This window comes from Bradyrhizobium sp. NAS80.1, from assembly GCF_001908205.1.
Classification (GTDB): domain Bacteria; phylum Pseudomonadota; class Alphaproteobacteria; order Rhizobiales; family Xanthobacteraceae; genus Bradyrhizobium.
Window position 1 is genome coordinate 1 of the sequence record NZ_LGHL01000030.1, and the last position, 21,386, is coordinate 21,386.

A 21,386-nucleotide genomic window follows, 5' to 3' on the forward strand; every position below is an offset into this window, starting at 1 on the left:
GCCGGACCTGCTCGAGCAGCTCCGCGCCGCCAAGGCCGCCGCCGCGCCGGTAATCCAGCCGGAAGTCGTCGAGGTGACGGTCAGCGCCGAAGAGCTCGCGGAGCGGCGCGAACGCGTCGACCGCACCTTGCGCGCCGTGCTCGCCGAGCCCGATGCCGGCTTCCGCGCTATCAGCGTGCTCTATCAGGAATTCGTGGTCCGCTGCCGCATCGAAGGCCTCGGCTCGGCCGTACCCGACCTCAACGAATTCCGCCGTATGCTGACGCACGCGCGCGCCGGACTCGGCGCTGATCTCGCCGAAGATGATGCCTGGCAGGAAGTGTCGCTGCGCGCCTCCATCCTGCCCGACGACATGCAGGGCGTGTTCATGATGATCGCGCGCGCGGCGAAGGAAGGCTGGCCCTGTCCGGGCGACGCCGCGATCGCCCGCGCCTATGGCTCGCACTCGCTGCGCCGGGCTCAGCGCCTGCTCGGCTACATGGAGGAGCAGGGCCTGATCGTCTGCCAGCTCGACGGCGGTGGACGCAGGATCGTGACGCTGGTGGAGCTGGCCTGGGCCACGGCGCCAGGCGATCCCAATGGCGATGATCTGCCGGCGGAGCCGGCTCGGAGCGCGGCCTCCGCTTGAGATCGACCTGGAACGTCCCGGCCACTGTCGACCGGGTGCAGAGCTAGGCCGCCTCAGAGCCGCCAAGATAGGCATCGCGGACGCGGGGGTCGTCCTTCAGCGCCCGCGCCGGGCCTGATAGCACGATCTTGCCGATCTGGAGCACATAGGCTTCGTGCGCGATCTCGAGCGCGAGGCTGGCATTCTGCTCGACCATGAAGACCGAGACGCCCTCCTGATTGATGGTCCTGATCAGCTCCAGCACGCGATCGACATAGAGCGGCGACAGGCCCATGGTCGGCTCGTCCATCACGATCATGCGCGGCCGGCTCATCAGTGCGCGCGCCATCGCGACCATCTGCTGCTCGCCGCCTGAGAGCGAGCCGGCGCGCTGCGACAGCCGCTGGCCGAGTTTTGGAAACAGCGTGAGCATCTTGTCGAGATCCTGCGCCACCGCATCGCGGTCGCTCCGCACGAACGCGCCCATCAGGATGTTTTCGCGCACGCTCATGTCTGCAAACAGCCGCCGCGCCTCCGGTACCGAGGCGATGCCGCGGCGAACGATCTGCGGCGTGGACAGGCCGAGCAGCGAGGCGCCGTCGAAGGTCACCTCGCCCGAGCGCGGCTTCACCAGGCCCAGGATGATCTTCATCGTCGTCGACTTGCCGCTGGCGTTGCCGCCGAGCAGGCAGACGATATGGCCACGGCCGACGGTAATGGACAGGTCGAAATGGACCTGGGCCTGGCCGTAGAAGGTGTTGACGCCCGACAGCGCGAGCAGCGGCTCGGATACGTTCGCCGTCATGCCGCGCTCTCCTGCTCCGTCGTCCCCGACAGGCCGTGGCCGAGATAGGCCTCGATCACCTTGGGATCGTTGCGCACCTCTTCGCCCGGCCCTTCCGCGATCTTCCTGCCTTCGTCCATGACGATGACGCGGTCGGAGAGGCGCATCACCATCTCTAACTTGTGCTCGATCAGGAGGATGGTCAGCCCTTCAGCCTTCAGCTCGGCGACGAGCGCCTGCATCTCCGCGGTCTCGGTCGGGTTCATGCCGGCGGTGGGCTCATCGAGCAGCAGCAGGCGCGGCCTCAGCGCGAGCGCGCGCGCGATTTCGACGCGGCGGCGGTTGGCGTAGGACAGGCTGTAGGCCGGCTGGTCGATCCGCGGCAGCAGCCGCTCCCCGAAGCGCGCGAGAATGACCTTCACCTCTTCCCGCAATTTCTCTTCTTCAAGCTTGACGCTCGCAGGGCGCAGCAGCGCCAACCCCAACTCCAGCAGCGGGCCGATCACCGGCACGGGCGGCTTCACCGCGCGCAGCCGCGTGTGGGCGCCGATCAGGACGTTGTCCATAACGCTGAGATTGCCGAAGACGCGGCCGAGCTGGAACGTGCGCCCGATACCTTCGGCCGCCAGCCGTTCCGGCGAGAGACCAGTGATGTCCTGACCTTCGAAGCTGACATCACCGGCATCGGGCCGATCGAGCCCGGTCACGAGGTTGAACAGCGTTGTCTTGCCGGCGCCGTTCGGGCCGATGATGCTGATCAGCTCACCCCTGGCGAGGTCAAGATCGATAGCGTCGACCGCGGTGAGGCCGCCGAAGCGCCGCGTCAGCCCGCGCAGGGACAGCATGGAGTTAAGCTGCTCCGCCATCACATCGTCCCCAACAGGCCCTGCGGCCTGAACCGCACGAGCAGCAGGAGCACGATGCCGTAGATCAGGATGCGGTACTCCGCCGCGATCCGGAACAACTCGGGCAGGCCGACCAGCGCGACCGATCCGACGATGGCCCCGACGACATTGCCGAGGCCGCCGAGGATCACGACGGTCAACGCCAGGATGGATTGCTGCGTGTTGAAGGTTTCGTGGTTGATGTAGGAATAGAGATGTGCAGCGATGCCGCCGCTGACGCCGGCGGCGAACCCGCCGAAGATGAAGGCCAACGATTTGTAGCGGTTCAGGCTGAGGCCGTAGGCGCGCGCGGCGATGTCGTCGTCGCGAATGGCGCGGAAGCTGCGGCCAAGATGCGAGCCGAGCAAGCGCCCCTGCAGCAGCGCCAGCACGATCATCACCGCAAAACTGAACCAGTAGATCGAAGTGGGGCTGATCAAATCGTAGCCAAACAGCGACAGCGGCGGGATGCCGGAGATGCCGATCGGACCGCGGGTGACGCTCTCCCAATTCAGGATCACCAGCGACACGATCTCGCCGATGGCGAGCGTGGCGATCGACACGTAGTGCCCTCGCAGGCGGAACGACGGCGAGATCAGCGCCGTGCCGAGCGCCGCGCTCATCAGGCCGCCGCCGATGACGGCAAGGCCGACGGGAACGGTGAAATTCAGCGACAGCAGCGCGGAAGTGTAGGCGCCGATTGCCAGCAGCGCGGCGTGTCCGAGCGAGACCTGGCCGATCGTACCCGCAACCAATGTCAGACTCAGCGCAAGCATGCCGAGCAGCCAGGCGTTGATGAAAGTCTGGAGCACGTAGAATGACACCGGAAACAGCGGCAGGATCGCGAAGATGCCGGTGGCGGCCAGCAGGGCCCAGCGCGGAATGCGCACCGGGCGGCTCGGGGGCGATGAAGGTGCCGGTGAGCGGCTCGGGCGGCGCCTGCCGCGCGCTGGCGAACAGGCCATTGGGCCGCAGCACGAGGACAACGACCAGCAGCAGGAACGCGAAGAGATTGCGGTAGCTGGTGCCGAACACGGCGACGCCGTAACTCTCCACCAATCCGAGCAACAGGCTGCCGACCACGGCGCCAGGCACATTGCCGGCGCCGCCGACCACCTCGGCGACCACGCCCTTGAGCGTCGCCTGAAGACTCATCGCGGTGTCGATCTGGTTGTAGTACATGCCGACCAGCATGCCGGAGACGCCACCGAGCGCAGCGGCAATGCCGAACACGGCCTGATTGACGCGGTTGACGTCGACGCCCATCTGCATCGCTGCGTCACGGTCTTGCGCCGTGGCACGCACCGCCCAGCCGAGCTTGCTGTAGCGCAGGAACACGAACAGCAGCAGCGCGCTGCTGATGCCGACGCCGGCGATCAGCAGATCAAGCGGCCCGATCGTGCCGCCACCGACCTGGAAGCGAACGTCGGGTAACTGGCTCGGCAGCGCCCGCGGGTTGGGCGAGAACGTCAGCATCACGAGCTGATCGAGCACGAAGCTGATGCCGATCGTCGCGAGCAGCGGCGCAATGCGCACCGAGTTCTGCAGGGGGCGCAGGCCGAAGCGTTCGATGATCAATCCGACCACCGCAGCGGAGGCCGCCACCACGATGATCGTGAGCGGCAGTGGCGTGTGCAGTTGCACCACCGCGACCCAGCCGATATAGGCGCCGACGAGATAGATCGAGCCCTGGGCAAAGTTGATCAATCGGCTGACGCCGAAGATCAGCGCAAGCCCGACCGCAACGAGAGCGTAGACGTTACCGACGATCAGCCCGTTGATCGTGTAGTCGAGCCAGGAAGACACGCGGGTAGCCCCCGAGTAGAGAGAAAAGCGGCCGGAGCGACTAAAGCGCGATAAGATCGGAAAAGTTCGTCATCGCGCTTTAGCTTGTTTTTGCGCATGATCTTTCCGGAAAACCGCTTCGCACTTTTCCGGATCATGCTTTGGTCCGACCATCATGTCAGGTCGGCTTGCCGTCCCAGAGCGCGAACTGGCCCTTGCGCACGACGAGCTCGGCATTCATGGCACCCTTGACGCGGCGGGTCGCGACGTCGAACGTCGCCGTGCCGAAGATGACGCTCGGGACATCCTTCACTTTCGTGAACGCGTCGCGAATGGCGCGCCGATCTGCGCCACCGATCTTCACCACCGCGGCCGCCATGTTCATCGCGTCATAGGCGTAGGCATTGAATGCGTCGGGCTCCAGCCCGTTGTACTTCTTCCTGAAGCCCGCGATGAACTTCTGCACCTCGGGCCGCGGGTCTTCCGGGAAATAGCGCGTGCCGACGTGCACGTCCTCGACCGCCTCGCCGCCGAGCTCCAGGAATTTCGGCGAATAGACCGAGCTCGCAGCGCAGATCACCTGCTTCAGCCCGACCTGACGCGCCTGGCGCGCGATCAGCGCACCGTCGGAATAATAGGAGATCAGGATCAGCCCATCCGGATTGGCGTCGCGGACGCGCACCAGTGTCGATCGGAAATCCCGCTCCTCCGCGATGTAGCCCTCGGTGACCACGATCTCCGCGCCATACTCCTTGGCAGCATTGGTGAAATAGTCGCGGCTGGTGCGGCCCCAATCGGTGTTGAGGTGCAGTACTGCGAGCCTCTTGAGGCCGAGGCGCTTCACCGCATATGACGCCAGCAGCGGCTGCTCGTCGGCCTGGCTGACCGAGGTGCTCCACATGAAGTCGCCGCCCTTGGTGAAATCGGGATGCGAGTTGGTGAAACCAAACTGCACCAGACCTCCGCGCTGATAGATCGGCGAGGCCGCCATCGAGGCCGGGCTGGAGAAATCGCCAAGCTCCATGACGATGCGGGGATCGGACACAAATTTCTGCGCGATCGCCACGGACTGGCGCGGATCGCTCTGGCTGTCCTCGAAGCTGTAGGCGAGCTTGCGGCCATTGATGCCGCCGGCGCCGAGGATCTCGTCGAGCGCAAAATCAAAGCCCTGTTTCCACTGTGTGCCATATTGCGCATTGGGACCCGTGAGGGGACCGCTGACGCCGAGCAGAATCGGCTCAGAGGATTGCGCGAAGGCGGAACGCGAGAAAGCCGCTCCAGCCATCATGGCGGCAAGCGAGCCCTTGACCAAGGTACGGCGATCGATGTTGCTCATGCACGGCTCCATCCACTCAGGTGTTACAAACAAGCGGCAATTCTTGTGCCAGTGAAGCTGCCTATTTCGAGGGCTCGCCGAGCGACAGCATCAGCCGGTTCGCCCAGTTGAAGAACGACGCGCCGTTGATGACGTCGACGATCTCCGCATCGTCGAGGCCGGCGCGGCGCAGCTCCTCGATATTGTCCGGACCAAACGCGATCGGCGTTGCAGCCAGTGCGACGGACGCCTTGACGACGGCATTCCAGCGCTCGCCGAGATCGGCTCCGACGCCTTCGTCGAGCAGGCGCTGCACGTCGTCGCCGCGCTTGGAATAGGTGCTGGCAAAGCGTGCATGCACGGACGCGCAATAGATGCAGCCGTTGTAGCGCGAGGTCGCTGCGGCTGCGAGCTCGCGCTCGGCGCGCGGCAGGCCATCGGCGGTGTTGTAGAAAATGTCCTTGTCGGTCTTGGTACGGGCTTCCAGCACCTCGGGATCCCGCACCAGCAGGCGGAAATATTCCGATTTGGCGCGGGCGCGATCGACGAGGCCGGAAAAATGCCGTTCGGTCAGTTCAGCCTCGGGCAGCGGATCAATCCACGACACCCAGCCGAGTTCGTCCTGAGTGAACACGACGGGCGGAATGACTTTGTTTTCAGCGCTCATGATGCAGCCTCCTACGCGCCAGAAGCGGCGTTCGCGGTGCGCCCAAGCGAAGCGCCGAGCACGCGCAGTCCGGTGACGACTCGCACCTGGAACGACAGGAACGCGACGAGTTGAGAGAACGTGACGATGCCAGTGTTTGACCAGCCAGCTGCGAGCAGCGCCTTCATGTCGGAAGACGCGGCATCGCGGGGCCGGAACACCAGCAGGTGGGCATGTTCCAGCGCCGCGACGAGCCGCGCACCGAGGGCAGGCCTGCGCTCCGTGCTCACCCGGTAGATGAGCCCGGCCTTGTTCTCGACCGACAGCGGGCCAGCCGGAAAAGCGCCATACGGGCCCGACGTCTTGCCGCGCTCGATCTCGGCCTTGATCGCTTCGAACAAAGCTGCTCCATCCGCGTTCACGGCAAGCTTCTCGCGGTAGAACGCGGCGACGGGGGACTCGCCGTGGAGGCCGGTCACGAAGGCCGCGACCGCGGCGCGTTCGGCAAGCGAGAAATCGCTGGCGTCAATCGGCTCGAACAGCGAGAGATAGCTCTTCTGCGCATTCTCGCGCGCCTGCAGCCGGCGCGCGCGAATGGTGTCCAGCGCCGAGCCCGGTTCAATCCCGGCGAGCGTGTCGATGATATCCTTCGTTCCCATCATTCAGCCTCGTGCAACACGATCACATTCATTTCGGCTAAAGCGCGATGAGATTGGGATGAATCGTCATCGCGCTTTAGGTTATTGTTCGAGCATGATCATTTCGGAAAACCGCTGCGCACTTTTCCGGATCATGCTTTAGCCCGCCAGGGCGACATCTGCCGCCGTCCTGGTCCAGCCCAGCGCCGGCGCGACCTTGTCCGCGACGAGCTCGATCGAACGCAGGATGTAGGGGTGCGGCGGATCGACCGAATGCGCCTGGAAGACGAGATCAGTCACCCGCTCTAGCGTGGCATCGGCGCGGAGCGAGGCGATGACGTCGTCGGCCACACCGACATGCGTGTCGAACGCCGTGATCATCTCCTCCAGCGTCTCGCCCGGCTCGGAGTGGCCACCCTTGAGGAACTGCGGGAGCGCGCGCCGCAGCCCGGCATCCGCGAGGCGCATCGCCTCGACCCGGTCGTCGGCGACGAAGATGGTGCGCGACGCCATGATGCGGGGCTCGCGACCCGGCGGCAGCGCTTCCAGATAGGCGTCGATGATCGGATTCTGGATCTCGGCGAGCGTTGCGTGCGGCGCCTCCTTGGCCCGCGGCTGCGTGCGCGACAGCAAGAGACCATCGCCCGCCTTGCCCGCGCGCGCCCCACCGGCCACCGAGAAGGTCGCCTGCCAGATCCGACCATCCAATTGCGGCCGCTGCGGATAGAGCGTGTCACCGCCATCAAGTGGCTTGCCGGTCAGCGCGGTCCGGACGACGTCCAGGTTGCGGGCAAAGATCTCGTTGCGCTGGGCGCTGTCGAGGCCAAAAGCGGCAAAGGCCGACGGGTTGCCGCCAGTGCCGACGCCAAGCTCGAAGCGGCCGTTGCAGAGCAGATCAAGCACCGCGGCGTCCTCCGCCACCCTCACCGCGTTCTCCAGCGGCAAGGTCACGATGCCGGTGCCGAGGCGGATGCGCGAGGTCTGTGCTGCGACGTAACCGAGGAAGGTGAAGGGCGAGGGCAGCCCGCCCTCGCGCTCGTGAAAATGATGCTGCGCGATCCACGCAGAATCGAGGCCCGCCTTCTCGGCGCGCACGATCTGCTCGGCCGCAAAGCGGTATCGCTCGGCGGCCGGCGCCTCGTCGAGAAGGCGCGTGAAGAATCCCAGTCGTTTCAGGTTTGCAAAGCGTTTCATACGACCCCTGCCGGACGAGAATTACCACGCCCCAATGATGTCGGCTGCCGCAGCTCCAGACAAGCGGGCATTGCGCAAGGCTGTCCGCCGGGATCGCCCCTGCGCTGGAGCCTTGCTGGGCAGACTGCCTACCAGCTCGGCAGCACCGCGCCCTTGAACTTCGTCAGGACGAACTCCTTGACCTCGGGCGTGTGGTAGCTGTCCACGAGGGTCTTGACCCAGGGCTTGTCCTTGTCGGCGGTGCGAATGGCGATCAGGTTGACGTAGGGTCCCTTCGGGTCCTCGCGCAGGATCGGATCCTTGACGGGATCGAGCCCGGCCTGGGTTGCATAATTGGTGTTAATCGCAGCTGCGTCGACATCATCGAGCGCGCGCGGCGCCTGCGCCGCATCGACCTCGACGAATTTCAGCTTCCTGGGGTTCTCGGTGATGTCGAGCACCGTCGGCTTGAAGCCGACACCGTCCTTCAGTTTGATCACGGCCTTGTCGCGCAGGAGCAGCAGCACGCGGCCGCCATTGGTCGGATCGTTCGGAATCGAGACCTTGCCGCCCTCGGGGATATCGGCGAAGGCCTTGTGCTTCTTCGAATAGACGCCGATCGGGAAGTTCACGGTCAGTGCGACGGATTCGATCTTGTAGCCGCGGTCGGCCTTCTGGTTGTCGAGATAGGGCTGGTTCTGGAAGGAATTGGCCTGGATCTCGCCTGCATCAAGCGCTGCGTTCGGCACGACGTAGTCGGAAAACTCGATAAGCTGGATATCGAGGCCCTGCCTGGCAGCGATCGGCTTCACGGCCTCGAAGATCTGCGCATGCGGTCCCGGCGTGACGCCGATCTTGATCGTCTCTGCCGCAGCCGCGGCTGACCATGCGGCGAGTACGCTCGAGAGGATCAGGGCGGAACGAAACGACATCTTCGGGCTCCATAACTCAGCAACAATGATTGGAACCGTATTCGCTTCTCCGCCGAACGAAATCAATGAAATGGAAATCCATATTAGCGGGCTGCGGCGGACGCACTTTCTCCATTCGGCACCCAACGGGAAACGAATTCACGGCGACGATGACGCCTTCCACAAGCGCGAGGCGCATCACGGCAAATCGCCGCCGGGGATGCGAGGTTGGCGGCGAGCTCGCGATGCCCGCGCGCTAGACGATGCCGCTTTGCCGAAGCACCCCAATCGCAGCCGCATCGTAGCCGAGTTCGGCCAGGACACGATCGGTATGCTCGCCGAGCGTCGGCGGGCGGCTCGCGATTTCGCCCGGCGTTTCCGACAACCGGACGGCGGCGCGGGCGACCGGGGCTTGTTTCGGCAAGCCGGGATAATCGACGTCCTGCATGAATCCGGCGGCACGGATGTGCGGGTGATCCAGCGCCTGTTGCGGGCTTAGCACGGGCCCGGTCGGAATCATCGCCTTGCCTAGCGTATCGACGGCCTCCTGCGTGGTGCGCTCGGCGCACCAGCGCGCCATCCGCTCGCTGATGACAGGGCCGTTGTTGCCGCGGCTGATGTCGTCGGCAAAACGCGGATCATTCAGCCACTGCTGCTCCTCACCCATGAGCTTGGCCCAGCGCTTGAACAACGGGTGACCCGTGACCTGGCACAGCACCCAGCCGTCCTTGGTGCGGTAGATGTCGGCAGGCGCTGCGGTCTGGCCGAGATTGCCGGTCGGAACGCGATTGACGTTGATCACGGCCTGCTCGATCAGCGTTGCGTTGGTGAAAGACAGTGCGGTTGCAAGCAACGCGCCCTCGACGATCTGCCCGCGCCCGGATTTACCGCGCTCGATCAGCGCGGCGAGCGTCCCGAACGCGCAGTGCAGCGCGGTTCCGAAATCGACCCAGTTCACGGCGGCCCGGTAAGGCGGATCGCCGGCGCCGGTCATATACACCGAGCCCGACATGACCTGCCCGACACCGTCGAAACCGACGCGGTCGGACCATGGCCCCGGCCCGCCGAACGCAGTTGCCGTCGTCAGGATGATGTCGGGCTTGATCGCCTTCAGTGATTCATAATCGAGCTTCATCGCGCGCAGGGTCTGCGGCGGCAGATTGGCGACGACCACGTCCGCGGTCGCAATCAAACGGCGCATCACCTCCTGCCCCTCCGGCTTCATCGGATCGAGCGTGATGCACTTCTTGTTTCGGTTGATCTGTAGAAACAGCGCGCCTTCGCCGCCTTCACCGACCGGCGCCACGAACCGATCCTCGCTGCCGTCGCGCTTCTCCACGCGAATGACCTCGGCGCCGAATTCGGCCAGCAATGTCGCGCAATACGGCCCCGCGATATAGCGACCGAAATCGAGGACACGTACGCCCTCCAGAACTCCTCCCATCAATCCCTTCCCTTGCCTTTTTTGCCTTGTGTTTTCGTCAGATTACAGGGACTGGCCGCCACGGCAAGGCGGCAGCGGAGATCATGCCCGGTTTACAGATTTGATCGTCTGGCAGTTTCGGCCGGCGGAAATTCTGCTCTAGTATGACCCGTCTGCCCCATAGCCAGAGCACACACCATGCCGCAGCAATTCGATCGATCTGCTGAAGATCTCGGGAATGCGATCCATTTCGAGCACGTCAACATCCAGATCCCGGATCAGCGCCTGGCGACGTTATTCTACGTTGCGGGACTTGGGCTGACCCGCGATCCCTATCTGATGGTGTCCGACACCAACATGTGGATCAACGCCGGACGGAGCCAGTTTCATTTGCCGAGCGGCAAGCCGCAGGTGCTGCGCGGTCATGTCGGGCTGGTCATCGAGGGCCGCAACGCCCTGCTGCAGCGGCTCGCATCGGTCGCCAAAAAGCTCGAGGGCACGGCGTTCACGTTCACCGAGCACAATGATCATGTCGAGGCGACCTGCCCGTGGGGCAACCGGCTGCGCTGCTATGAACCCGACGCGGCGCGCTTCGGGCGCATCGCGCTCGGAATCCCCTATGTCGAGTTTGACGTACCGGCCGGATCCGCGCAGAGCATTTGCGCCTTCTATCCCGAGATCATGGGCATGCCCGCCGAACTCTGGAACGGCGACGGCCAGGTTGCGGCGGTGAAGACCGGCCGCAACCAGCACCTGCTGTTTCGCGAGACCGATCGGCCGCAGCCGCACTATGACGGACACCACGTGCAGATGTACATCACCGATTTCTCCGGTCCCTACCGCAAGCTCCTGGCGCGCGACCTGATCTCCCGCGAGGACAATCAATACCAGTACCGCTTCTGCGATATCGTCGATCCCGACAGCGGCAGGCATCTGTTCACGGTCGAGCACGAGGTGCGCAGCGCCACTCATCCGATGTTCATGCGCCCGATGGTCAATCGCAATCCGGCGCTAACCAACCGCAACTACGCATTCGGCCACGATCAATCGCACTGGGCGATGGGGCCGGACCAATACGAGGGATAGGGAATCGGAAGGACTGGGCTTGGCCAGAAAGACGCGGCACCGCTATTGTTCGCGGGCCTGGCGCAAGACAGCCGTCAGCTTTTCCTTTTGCCTGAACCAGCGCGCCTCTTCAGCTTGCGCCCGCTCCTCGACCGCGGCCCGCTCGGCCTCGAGTGCGGCGGCCCTGGCCTCGTGCTCCCGTTCCGCATTTTCAAACGCGGCTTGCGCCTTCGCGATCAGCTTTTGTCGCTGCTCTCGCTTCCGCGCGAGGGCGGCCTCTTCCTGCCGGATTTGCGCCTCGCGCCGGGCCTGCTCCCTCTCGGAGCTCGCCGCGGCTTTTCGGGTGGCCTCCTTGTCGCGGCTCGTGGCAGACGCCCGATGCTCGGGCTCGGGCTTCTGCTTGGGCTTCGCTTGTCCTGCCTTTGGCCGGTGCCCGATCTTATCGGTGGCCATCTCTGACGGAAGACCGGAATGCTCGGCAAAGCGGCCGTTCGAGCCGGCCGGGCGCTTCAGGACCACCCCCGGCTTCGCCAACGTCGCTGCGACCACCTCGGGATCGTCGGTCTCCTCGGCGATCCCCTGGTGAAACAGATTGCTTCCGGCGCCCCATGCCTCGAGCGCCGCCTTCATCGATGGCGCGGCGATCGCGAGATCATAGAAGCCCAGCGAGGTCCGGAATGTCTTCAGCTTTCGCGGCATCCCGCCTGCATAGCAGCGGCCACCCTCGTCCGCCATCCCGCTTTAGCGGCCACGAGGACAGTTCACTTATCGGCTTGTTGGATGAAGCAAGCTAAATGGCGCTTCGGGGGTGCAGCATTCGCAAGACATGCAAACGGCCGCCTCCGTCTGGCATCGGCCACTGGCGCAGCAGTCGACCAGCAGGTCCCAGATCCGCTGTGCCTCGCGTCTCTCGCGGGCTTCCGGCATCTCTTCCGCACTTGCCTGACCATATCCCGCAATCGTGCGCGTCTCACGAGGAACGATCCACTGCTCCGAGATCGGGTCGTACCATTTTCCGATGTTCATCTCAGTCACGTCGGTCGGCTCACAGGTTTCACTTAAAGATCGAGCGAGGCGCTCCCTGCGGCCTTCATCCGAGCATACTCGGCGGCGCGTCACTCAATTTACCAATCAGCAGCGCGCGCGATCGTTCCTGCCTGCTGCGTCAACCCTCCTGATCTGTGCACGGGCATGGAACAGCCGCGCTCCTGCGGCGTTCCAGTGCCATCATTGTGAAGAGGAGGCGTCTTTTTTGGGTATGAGCAGACCGAATGATTTTCACTCGTCCAGCAGATCCAGGAACTCCTCGACCCGATCGAACGGGTCCACGTCGCCACAGCCGGCATGGACGACGCGATCGCCAGCGCGCTGCAGCGATCGCCCCCTGGATTTCCGCAGCCGCCCGGGAAGGAATGTCGCGGCGACGGCCCCCGGCCCGACATCGAGCCTGACGATTCCGCGCTGCTTGCAATCGATCCTCAGTCTGGCAGCAGCAAAGAAATCGCGCGCCTCCCGTGGCAGCCTGCCAAAACGACGCGACGTCTCCTCCTCCAGGTCTTCCAGATCGTCTTCGTTCCGACACCTGGCGGCGCGGCCATAGATCTCGAGCCGAACCGCTTCCGATTGCACGTAACTTTCAGGCAACATGTCGGCTACAGGCAGATTCAGATCAGGCACCCACAGGACGGCGCCTGCGTCATTGGTCGTCTCGGAGGCCAGCTTCAGGAGATGGCTGTAGAGCACTGGTCCGAAGACCTGCACGTGCCCGGACTGGCGCTCCGCGAACAGGTCGCCGGCGCCTCTGAGGTCCAGGTCACGCTCGCTGATGGCAAAGCCGGCGCCAGGCTTGCTGAACTCCTCGAGAACGGCCAAGCGCTTCTCGGATTGCTCCGAAGCCGACTCCGTCAGCAGAGATGCAAAGGCGCGCGTACCGCCGCGTCCCACCCGCCCTCTCAGCTGATGGAGCTGCGCAAGACCGAACTTTTCGGGCCAGCACACGACGATGGTGTTCGCGCGCGGGATATCAAGACCGCTCTCCACGATATTGGTCGCCAGAAGCACATCTGCATCGCCGTCGACGAAACTCATCATCCGGTCGTCGATCTCGTCGACAGGCAATCTGCCATGAAGACAGACGATGCGAAGATCGGGAGCTACCGCCTGCACGCGCGCTAGCATCGGCTCCAGATCCTGGATCCGCGGACAGATCAGGAAGCTTTGTCCATGCCGTCTCTTCTCGCGGAGCAGTGCCGCGGCAATGGCAGCATCTGAAAGCGGGGCGATCCTGGTTACGATCGGAAGCCGGTGCACGGGCGGAGTTGCGATGACGCTGAGGTCCCTGAAGCCCGCGAGACCCGCAGCGAGGGTGCGCGGTATCGGCGTTGCGCTCATCCAAAGGGTATGCGCGCCTTTGGCCAGCCCTGAAAGCTTCGCCTTCTCTGCCGCGCCGAAATGCTGTTCTTCATCGATGATGACGAGGCCAAGGTCGGCGAACTTCACGTCCTTTGCAGCGAGAGCCTGCGTGCCGACCACGACTTTCGTTCGCCCGCTGCGCAGCCCCTCTTTCGTCTCCCTCGCCTCCGGGCCCGAGGTGGCTCGCGACAGGCTTCCCACTTCGATACCGAGGGGCCCAAACCGCTTGCGGAAGGTTTCGACATGCTGTCGCGCCAGCACCGTTGTCGGTGCCGCGATCGCCACCTGCTTCCCCGACAGCGCCACAGCGGCCGCCGCGCGCAGCGCCACCTCGGTCTTACCAAATCCGACGTCGCCGCATACGACCCTGTCCATGGGGTGACCTGCGGCGAGGTCATCAAGCACGTCCTGGATGGCCTTCGCCTGGTCCACCGTCGTGAAATACGGAAACCGCGCGACGAACCTCTCGTAGGCTGCTCCAGGCGCGACCAGTTTCGGCGCCCGCCGGCGGTGCCGCTGGCTGATGTGTTTGGCCAGCGCCTTGGCGGCAACCTGGATTTCCGCTTCCGCCTCGGTCCGCCGCGCCCACCACGTGCTTCCGTCCGCCTTGTCCCGCGCCAGCTTGCCGGGCTCCGCCGCATAGGGCCAGATCAGAGCAAGATCGGCCGGCGGTACGAGAACGGCGTTGTCTCCCGCGAACGCAAGCCTGACCATCTCGCGCCGCGATCCCTTCCCCATATCGAAGGTCTGCAAGCCGTCGAGCACGGCGAGCCCTCGCTGCAAATGAACCACCGCCGCGCCGCGCTCCGGTACGTCCGGATGATCGAAAGCAGCCGTCCACGCCCTCGCCATCGGCTGCGGATGATGGGCCCTGCTGCCGAGCACGTCGGACGCCGTCACGACGACGAGAGGCTTGCGGCCGGATCCGACGAAGCCGCCATCAAAGTCGGCCAGGAGCGCCGTTTCGCGATCCCGTCCCTTTGTCGCGTCGCTCCAATCGGCACAGCGCTCCGCCTTCACGCCGCTCATCCGCTCCATCGCGCGGAGGTCATCCTCGACCGCCGCGGTGAACAGCAGCCGCGACCCGGCGCGTTGCATATCGGCAATGAATGCGCGGAGTATCTTTCTTGGCGAAGCCGCCTTCGAGAAATCCGGCGTCAGGGTGAAAGCCGATTTTTGAGGCAGAACGCTGATGCGCTTCTTCAGCCGCTTCCAGTCCGCCCGCCCCAAATACTCGCGCTCCACATCCCTACGGCCGGCCGCCTCCTCGATCGTGCCCAGCCAGCTGTCGGCGTGGGCCAACACGCCGGCATCCACGATCCACCGCGCGCGACCGCAATAATCCGGCAGCGTCGCCCGCTGTCCACGCTTGCCGCCCAGCGCGACCCGTTCCGACATGGGGTCGATGACGAGTTCCTTCGTCTCGAAGACGACCTCGTGCTCGACCGGATCGACGGCGACGATTCTGCGCAAGGCACCGCCCGAATGCTCAATTCTGAAAGGGCAAAGCGCACCGGCGGGAAACACTTCGAACGTCTTCCCGTGGAACAGGACGCCACCCGGATATTCCGCCTCTTCGTCGAGATCGTAGCCGAGGGCCTCCAGACGGCTCTCCAGTTCCTGCTCGGAATAGGCCGCGCCCACCTTCAGGCTGAGGCTGGTCCGTGACCAGCTCGCCGGCAGCGGCAGCCGCTCCATGATGGCTTCCGCGGTCGACACCAGGAAGATGGGCTCCTTCGCCTTAGCGAGCCGCCGCAACACCGAGCTCCGTCGGCCGGCGATCTCCCGGGAAGGCTCGAGGCCGTCGAATGGCAGCGTATTCAGCCGCGGAAACACCAGCACGTCGACCGAGGGATCGAGCGCGTGGATCACCCCGCCCAGGCGCTCTGCCCTGTTCTCCTCGCCGCACAGGAAGACGAGGCCGTCGCGGCCCGCCTTCCTCCACTGTTCGAGCAGGTGGAGAGCCAGCATGCCGAGAGGCGAGGAGGAAGATATCGCGGAACGCGATGAACTCTTGCTTTTTGAGCTCTTGCTCTTTGTCTTTTTCGCGCTCGTCGCGGCGCGGGTTTTCCTGGCGGGCCCCAATTTATATCCATCAATGTTTCATAGGCAGAGTCGAGCGACGACGAGCCCTCCATAGAGCTCCGTCGGTAACGCGCGTCGGCGCCAAGCGCTCGACGACGTCATTACAATTTTGCAAATGCATTGAAAAGCAGTGACTTCAATACCATTTCTACACTAGGCAGGAGCGTTGAAACCTGTCCCTCAACTTACGCCCGGCGGGCCGCGCTCAGGAAAGGCGAGCTGGGTCCTCTTGATTTCGCGATCCGGCCCTGCCTCACCGGCCTCAGAGGCAACGAAGATGGCTATCCGTACATACAATCACGAACGCTGGTCGGAGGACGACGACAAGCTTCTGCGCGCCATGTGCGAGAGTGGAAAGAGCCTCACCCTGATGATCGTGAAGCTGAAGCGACCCATTGCGTCGATCAGATCGCGCGCGATCGAGCTGGGGATTCAGCTTCCGGGCACCCGCATCGGCCTGAGGCGCAAGCCAAGACACCCCGCCCGACACTAATCGAGGGTTATTGCAGGACCTTCGGCAGCACCACGACCACGTCGACATTTTGCCTGAGGATTTGCGTCGCGACCATGGCGAGGTGATGCGAGAACTGGTCCTCGATCTCGGATGCGCAGTCTTCATCCCTGGCAATAGCAAACAGCAGGTTGCCGTCGACTTCATCGAATCGAATACCGGCGAACAGGCGATCGAACGTCTCGGCGCCCGCGATGAACGCGATTCGCGCCTGGATTGCCTGGTCTTCGACGAGTGACAGCTTCATCATAGCCAATGAGATATGGGCGGGCCGTTCCAATGCAAGAGCCGGACTATGCTGGCGCGGCGTGCCCGGCAAATTATATTGATGGTGTCTTCCCGCCTGACCGCCGTCCGCATTCAAGCGGGATTGGTCCAGACTTCAGTTGGATTTTTGCTTCACGTAACGGCCAGGCGCGCTTTCGATGGCCTGATACCTGTCGTTGCCGGGGCGTACTGGTGCCGCAACAGTGCCGCTGGAATATCGCTTCATCCAGGCATCCCAATCGGGCCACCAGCTTCCCGGCCTTTCTTCCGCCGCTTCCAGCCAGTCAATTGCGTCGCCGCTCAGATCGTCGTGGGTCCAATAGCTGCGCTTCTTGCGCGCCGGGGGATTGATCACCCCTGCAACATGGCCGCTCGCGGCCAGCACGAAGCGGGGATCCGCCCCGATCAGTCCCTTCGAGAGGTACGCGCTCTGCCACGGCACGATGTGGTCCTCGCGCGAGGCCAGCAGATAGAGCGGCACCTTGGCCTTGGAGAGGTCGACGCTGACGCCACATTGCGTGGTCGCACCTGGCTCCCTCAGTTTGTTCTCAAGATAGGTATTGCGCGCATACCAGCAGTACATCGGTCCGGGCAGGCTGACGCTGTCGGAGTCCCAATAGAGCAGGTCGAACGCCTCCGGCGGCGCGCCCTTCATGTAGCTGTCGACGACGTAGCGCCAGATCAGATCGTTGGCTCGCAAGGTGCCAAACGTGAAGGCCAGTTCCTTGCCGGGAAGAATGCCGCCGTTTCCGATCGTCGCCTCGCGCAGCGCCACAGAAGGCTGATCGATCAACAGTCCGATCTCACCCGTATCGGCGAAATCGACCATCGTGGTCAGCAGGGTCATGGTCGTGAGCTTGTCTTCGCCGCGCGCCGCGAGCACGCCTGCAGCACAGCTCAGGATGGTGCCGCCGACACAGAAGCCCAGCGCGTGAATTTTGTCGACATTGGCGATGTCGCGCACGACATCGATGGCTTTCAAGGGCCCCAGCGTCAAGTAATCGTCCCAGGTCAGATACTGGGTCTCGGCTACCGCGCTGCGCCAGGAAATCAGGAAGACCTGGTGACCCTGGGCGACCGCATATTCGACAAACGAGTTCCCCGCGCCGAGATCAAGCAAATAGTATTTGTTGATGCAGGGTGGGACAATCAATAGCGGGGTTTTCTCGACCTCGCCCGTCTCCGGCGTATATTGAATGAGCTGGATCAGCTCGTTCTCGAAGATCACCGTCCCGGGCGTGACCGCGAGGTTGCGGCCAACCTCGAATGCGGTCTCATCCACACGCGTGATTCGTCCTTTCTGGAGATCCTCGATCATGTTCTGCATTCCGGACGCGAGGCTCCCGGCCCGGGTGCGGATGGCGGTCCGGATGACATCCGGATTCGTGGCAGGAAAGTTCGACGGGCTCATCGCGTCGATGAATTGCCTGGCGTAGAAGCGAAGCTGAAGCCGAGATCTTTCATCGACCTGCGCCTGATCCACGAACTCCGCCAATTGTCTTGAACTCGACAAATAGGACTTCCGGAGTAGGTCATAGTATGGTGAGTGGCTCCAGACGTCGTCGTTGAAGCGACGGTCGCCCCGCGCTGTTTTCGCCGCCCCATTCCCTCCCACGGCAGGCTTGTCGTTGAAGAAGCCGCGCCAGAACTCCAGCACGGGCGACCAGTAGTGGCCCTGAAGGTTGGCCATACTGAATGGCCATTTCTGCCCGCCCTGCTCAGGCTTACTCTCAATGCCCATGGCGGCGGCAAGCGCCTCGTCGAATTGTTTGGTTGCCTGCTCGCCAACCCGCATCAGGCTTTCGAGATAGTCGGAGGAACCGCCTTGCGAGGACGAGTTATCCATTTGCACCTCCCGGGAGCGACGTCGCGAGCCGCCTCATCTTACTTCCGGCCGCGCACGCGGCCAGCATGTTTTTCGTGGTCGAGCCTCGACTTTGTTGCAGCGCACGAAGCCTGGCCGCCCATCGACTTGACATAGATCAACAGCGTAGCGCCTTCGGCTTCCCAAGCTGCACCCGGATCATCAGCGACCTTTAGACCCACTTTCGTGATCGCGAAGGTTACGCTTCATGGATCATCCGCTCAGACGCCCCGATGAAATCCTAGCCTATCGGCCGCTAAGGCAGATCCTCGCCGCCCGGCCGAACGAGCTGTGGACGATCGGTCTGAAGGACAATGTGCTCACGGCCATGCACCTCATGGCAGACAAGAACATCGGCTTCCTGGTCGTCATGGAAAACAAGGCGATCGTCGGGGTTATCTCCGAACGCGATTGCGTACGGCGCCTCGTGCTGGCCGGAAAGGCTCCGGAAGCCACGCCGGTTGCGGCCATCATGGTGCAAGACGTCGTCACGGCCGATATTGGCAGCGCGTTGGCCGATTGCCTGAAGCTGATGCAGACGCACCACATTCGACACCTGCCCGTGATGCAAAACGGCACCACCATCGGTGTTCTTTCAATTCGCGACCTCCTGAGCGAGGCCGTGGCCATCACGCCAAGGTCATCAGCGAGCTGGAACGAGAACGATTGACGATGCTCATGTCGACCATCTGAGCAGCTCCGGTGGTCGGATAGTTTGGGGGAATTTGCCGTGAATCTCTTGATCGTTCTGGCCGCCCTCGTCTTTCTCATGTTCGTTGCCTACCGCGGCTACAGCGTGATCCTGTTCGCTCCCGTCGCCGCCATGGGCGCCGTCCTGCTGACCGACCCCTCCCTGGTCCCGCCCCTGTTTTCCAGCGTCTTCATGGAGAAGATGGTCGGCTTCATCAAAAACTACTTTCCGGTGTTCATGCTGGGCGCGGTCTTTGGCAAGGTCATAGAGCTGTCCGGCTTTTCCAAATCGATCGTATCCGCGGTGATCGGGGTGCTTGGCCGGGAGCGAGCCGTCCTGTCCATCGTCGTCGTGTGCGCGATCCTGACCTATGGCGGCGTATCGCTGTTCGTCGTGGTTTTCGCCGTTTATCCGTTCGCCGCCGAGATGTTCCGCCAGGGTGACATCCCGAAGCGGCTCATCCCCTGCACGATCGCGCTCGGCGCTTTCAGCTTCACGATGGACGCCCTGCCGGGAACGCCACAGATCCAAAACATCATTCCATCGACGTTCTTCAACACGACAACGTGGGCGGCACCGATCCTCGGACTTGTCGGCAGCATTTTCGTCTTTGCCGTCGGCTTTGGCTATATCGAGAACCGTCGCCTTGCGGCGCAGAAGCGTGGCGAAGGCTACGGCACCGCGCTGATGAACGAACCGGAGCCGTTTGAAGAGAAGGAATTGCCGAACCCCTGGATCGCCATCTCCCCGCTGGTCGTGGTTGGCGTCATGAACTTCGTGCTGACGCAGGTGGTACCCCGGGCCTATGGCGCCAAGCATGAGGTCACGCTCGGTGACCATCCGATTATGACCCAGGTCGGTCCGCTGGCCGCGATTTGGGCCGTCGAGGGCGCGCTGCTCCTGGGCATTCTGACCGTATTCGTGTTTGCCTGGCGCCCCGTCCTTGCAAGGTTCGCGGAAGGCAGCAATGCGGCAGTCGCCGGCGCGCTGCTTGCGTCGCTTAATACCGCGTCGGAGTACGGCTTCGGCGGCGTGATCGCGCTGCTGCCGGGCTTTGCGATGGTTTCCGCCGCACTCAGGGCGATCCCGAATCCGCTTGTCAACGAGGCCGTCACCGTGACTGTGCTCGCCGGGATCACCGGCTCGGCGTCGGGCGGCATGAGCATTGCCCTTGCCGCGATGTCCGACGAATTCATCGCCGCGGCCAAGGCGGCGAATATTCCGCTCGAAGTCTTTCACCGCATCGCCGCCATGGCGAGCGGCGGCATGGATACCCTGCCCCACAACGGCGCCGTCATTACCCTGCTCGCTGTTACGGGACTAACCCACAGGCAGGCCTACAAGGACGTCTTCGTGATCACGCTGACGAAAACCGCGGCCGTGTTCGTGGCCATCGCGTTTTTCTACCTGACCGGGCTCTATTGAGGAGACGATTCATCACGGGTGAGCGCCCCTCGGTCAAGTCAGCGACCCTTGCCTGGGGCTGCAGTGGCTCGGCCAGTTTTGGTCGACCGCGCGACGTTGATCTAAATCAATCGCGCGGGATCATGCTGGGATCAGGTATCAACCGGCAGGCCGACCCTCGATGCAGACCAATGCCCGGCATGGGGCGCGCACGATGCGGCTTGCGGCCCTCGACCCAAGTCGATCAGACAAGTCGCTCGGAGTTGCAGACATGAAGCCCGTTTCCGCAGAGGCCGCCGTTGCGCTGATTCCCGACGGAGCCACCATCATGGTCGGCGGCTTCATGGGCGTCGGCACGCCGGAGCGGCTGCTGGACGAACTGGTGCGGCAGAAGAAGTCAGGTCTTTCGTTGATCAGCAACGATGCGGCGACGCCAGGCAAGGGCGTCGGCAAACTGTTCGATGGCGCTCAAGTGTCCCGCATGATCGGGACCCATATCGGGCTGAACCCCAAGGCGCAGCAGCAGATGCTCGGCAACCAGATCACCGTCGACCTGATCCCACAGGGGACGTTCGTCGAGCGTATCCGTGCCGGCGGCTGCGGCCTCGGCGGTGTGCTGACTCCGACGGGCGTGGGAACGCTCGTCGAGGAAGGCAAGCGGAAGATCGAGGTCGACGGCAAGCCCTATCTGCTCGAGACCCCGCTGCGCGCCGATTTCGCGCTGGTGCATGCTTTCCTTGCCGACTATGTCGGCAATCTCTCCTACGCACTGACCGCTCGGAACTTCAATCCGCTGATGGCAATGGCTGCCGACACCGTCATCGTCACCGCCGAGAATATCGTTCCGATTGGCGTGATTGCACCCGATCACGTGGTCACGCCGGGACCACTGGTCGACTACCTCGTATCGAACGGGTGAGC

17 protein-coding genes and 2 pseudogenes are annotated in these 21,386 nt (G+C 63.6%); 6 read left to right on the forward strand and 13 right to left on the reverse strand.

What is annotated here, in order from left to right:
• Positions 1–628: pseudogene (locus tag AC629_RS07665) on the forward strand (ATP-binding protein); the annotation flags it as partial.
• A 43-nt stretch (positions 629–671) separates the two neighbouring features.
• Here the strand turns inward: AC629_RS07665 and AC629_RS07670 are convergent.
• The 9 genes and pseudogenes from AC629_RS07670 to AC629_RS07710 form a co-directional block, all read right to left on the reverse strand.
• A complete protein-coding gene (locus AC629_RS07670; RefSeq protein WP_084804117.1) occupies positions 672–1,412 on the reverse strand; it encodes an ABC transporter ATP-binding protein in 741 nt (246 codons plus the stop codon).
• Positions 1,409–2,257: an ABC transporter ATP-binding protein gene (locus AC629_RS07675; RefSeq protein WP_084804118.1), complete on the reverse strand. Its 849-nt coding sequence runs from the start codon at positions 2,255–2,257 to the stop codon at positions 1,409–1,411. Before AC629_RS07675 ends, AC629_RS07670 begins: the two co-directional genes overlap by 4 nt.
• Positions 2,257–4,081, reverse strand: a pseudogene (locus AC629_RS50110) (ABC transporter permease). The gene AC629_RS07675 and the pseudogene AC629_RS50110 overlap by 1 nt, the downstream one beginning before the upstream one ends.
• Positions 4,082–4,238: 157 nt before the next feature.
• Positions 4,239–5,396, reverse strand: coding sequence for an ABC transporter substrate-binding protein (locus AC629_RS07685; protein WP_084804160.1), 1,158 nt, complete (start codon positions 5,394–5,396; stop codon positions 4,239–4,241).
• Positions 5,397–5,457: 61 nt separating this feature from the next.
• Positions 5,458–6,042, reverse strand: coding sequence for an alkylhydroperoxidase domain protein (locus tag AC629_RS07690; protein WP_084804119.1), 585 nt, complete (start codon positions 6,040–6,042; stop codon positions 5,458–5,460).
• A gap of 11 nt (positions 6,043–6,053) precedes the next feature.
• Entirely contained in the window at positions 6,054–6,680 is a 627-nt protein-coding gene (locus AC629_RS07695) for a CMD domain protein (RefSeq protein ID WP_084804120.1), read from the reverse strand.
• A gap of 138 nt (positions 6,681–6,818) precedes the next feature.
• The gene (locus AC629_RS07700; protein WP_084804121.1) at positions 6,819–7,853 is read right to left on the reverse strand and encodes a putative FMN-dependent luciferase-like monooxygenase; all 1,035 of its coding nucleotides are present in this window, start codon (positions 7,851–7,853) and stop codon (positions 6,819–6,821) included.
• Positions 7,854–7,981: 128 nt separating this feature from the next.
• Positions 7,982–8,764 carry a MetQ/NlpA family ABC transporter substrate-binding protein gene (locus AC629_RS07705; RefSeq protein ID WP_084804122.1) on the reverse strand — a complete coding sequence of 261 codons (783 nt, stop codon included), beginning with the start codon at positions 8,762–8,764 and terminating at the stop codon, positions 7,982–7,984.
• Positions 8,765–8,999: 235 nt separating this feature from the next.
• Entirely contained in the window at positions 9,000–10,187 is a 1,188-nt protein-coding gene (locus tag AC629_RS07710; protein WP_084804123.1) for a CaiB/BaiF CoA transferase family protein, read from the reverse strand.
• A 177-nt stretch (positions 10,188–10,364) separates the two neighbouring features.
• On the opposite strand from AC629_RS07710, the gene AC629_RS07715 reads away from it, so the two are divergent.
• Positions 10,365–11,252 (forward strand): hypothetical protein, encoded by an 888-nt coding sequence (locus AC629_RS07715; protein WP_084804124.1) that lies wholly within the window; start codon positions 10,365–10,367, stop codon positions 11,250–11,252.
• A 42-nt stretch (positions 11,253–11,294) separates the two neighbouring features.
• Here the strand turns inward: AC629_RS07715 and AC629_RS07720 are convergent, their stop codons facing one another.
• Both AC629_RS07720 and AC629_RS07730 read right to left on the reverse strand, forming a co-directional pair.
• A complete protein-coding gene (locus tag AC629_RS07720; protein WP_084804125.1) occupies positions 11,295–11,930 on the reverse strand; it encodes a cell envelope biogenesis protein TolA in 636 nt (211 codons plus the stop codon).
• Between the two features lie 579 nt (positions 11,931–12,509).
• Positions 12,510–15,614 carry a DEAD/DEAH box helicase gene (locus AC629_RS07730; RefSeq protein WP_084804127.1) on the reverse strand — a complete coding sequence of 1,035 codons (3,105 nt, stop codon included), beginning with the start codon at positions 15,612–15,614 and terminating at the stop codon, positions 12,510–12,512.
• Positions 15,615–16,005: 391 nt separating this feature from the next.
• Between AC629_RS07730 and AC629_RS07735 the strand changes: the two genes are divergently transcribed.
• Entirely contained in the window at positions 16,006–16,221 is a 216-nt protein-coding gene (locus AC629_RS07735) for a hypothetical protein (protein ID WP_084804128.1), read from the forward strand.
• Positions 16,222–16,228: 7 nt separating this feature from the next.
• Here the strand turns inward: AC629_RS07735 and AC629_RS07740 are convergent, their stop codons facing one another.
• Together AC629_RS07740 and AC629_RS07745 are read right to left on the reverse strand one after the other, a co-directional pair.
• Positions 16,229–16,603, reverse strand: a complete 375-nt coding sequence (locus AC629_RS07740) for a hypothetical protein (RefSeq protein WP_502693002.1) — start codon at positions 16,601–16,603, stop codon at positions 16,229–16,231.
• Positions 16,604–16,621: 18 nt separating this feature from the next.
• On the reverse strand, positions 16,622–18,352 hold the full coding sequence (locus AC629_RS07745; RefSeq protein WP_210419005.1) for a PHA/PHB synthase family protein: 1,731 nt from the start codon (positions 18,350–18,352) through the stop codon (positions 16,622–16,624).
• Positions 18,353–18,578: 226 nt separating this feature from the next.
• Between AC629_RS07745 and AC629_RS07750 the strand changes: the two genes are divergently transcribed.
• From AC629_RS07750 to AC629_RS07760, 3 genes are all read left to right on the forward strand, one after another.
• Positions 18,579–19,040, forward strand: coding sequence for a CBS domain-containing protein (locus tag AC629_RS07750; protein WP_084804129.1), 462 nt, complete (start codon positions 18,579–18,581; stop codon positions 19,038–19,040).
• Positions 19,041–19,100: 60 nt separating this feature from the next.
• The gene (locus AC629_RS07755; protein ID WP_084804162.1) at positions 19,101–20,486 is read left to right on the forward strand and encodes a GntP family permease; all 1,386 of its coding nucleotides are present in this window, start codon (positions 19,101–19,103) and stop codon (positions 20,484–20,486) included.
• Positions 20,487–20,736: 250 nt separating this feature from the next.
• Positions 20,737–21,384: a CoA transferase subunit A gene (locus AC629_RS07760; RefSeq protein ID WP_084804130.1), complete on the forward strand. Its 648-nt coding sequence runs from the start codon at positions 20,737–20,739 to the stop codon at positions 21,382–21,384.
• Positions 21,385–21,386 lie beyond the last annotated feature (2 nt).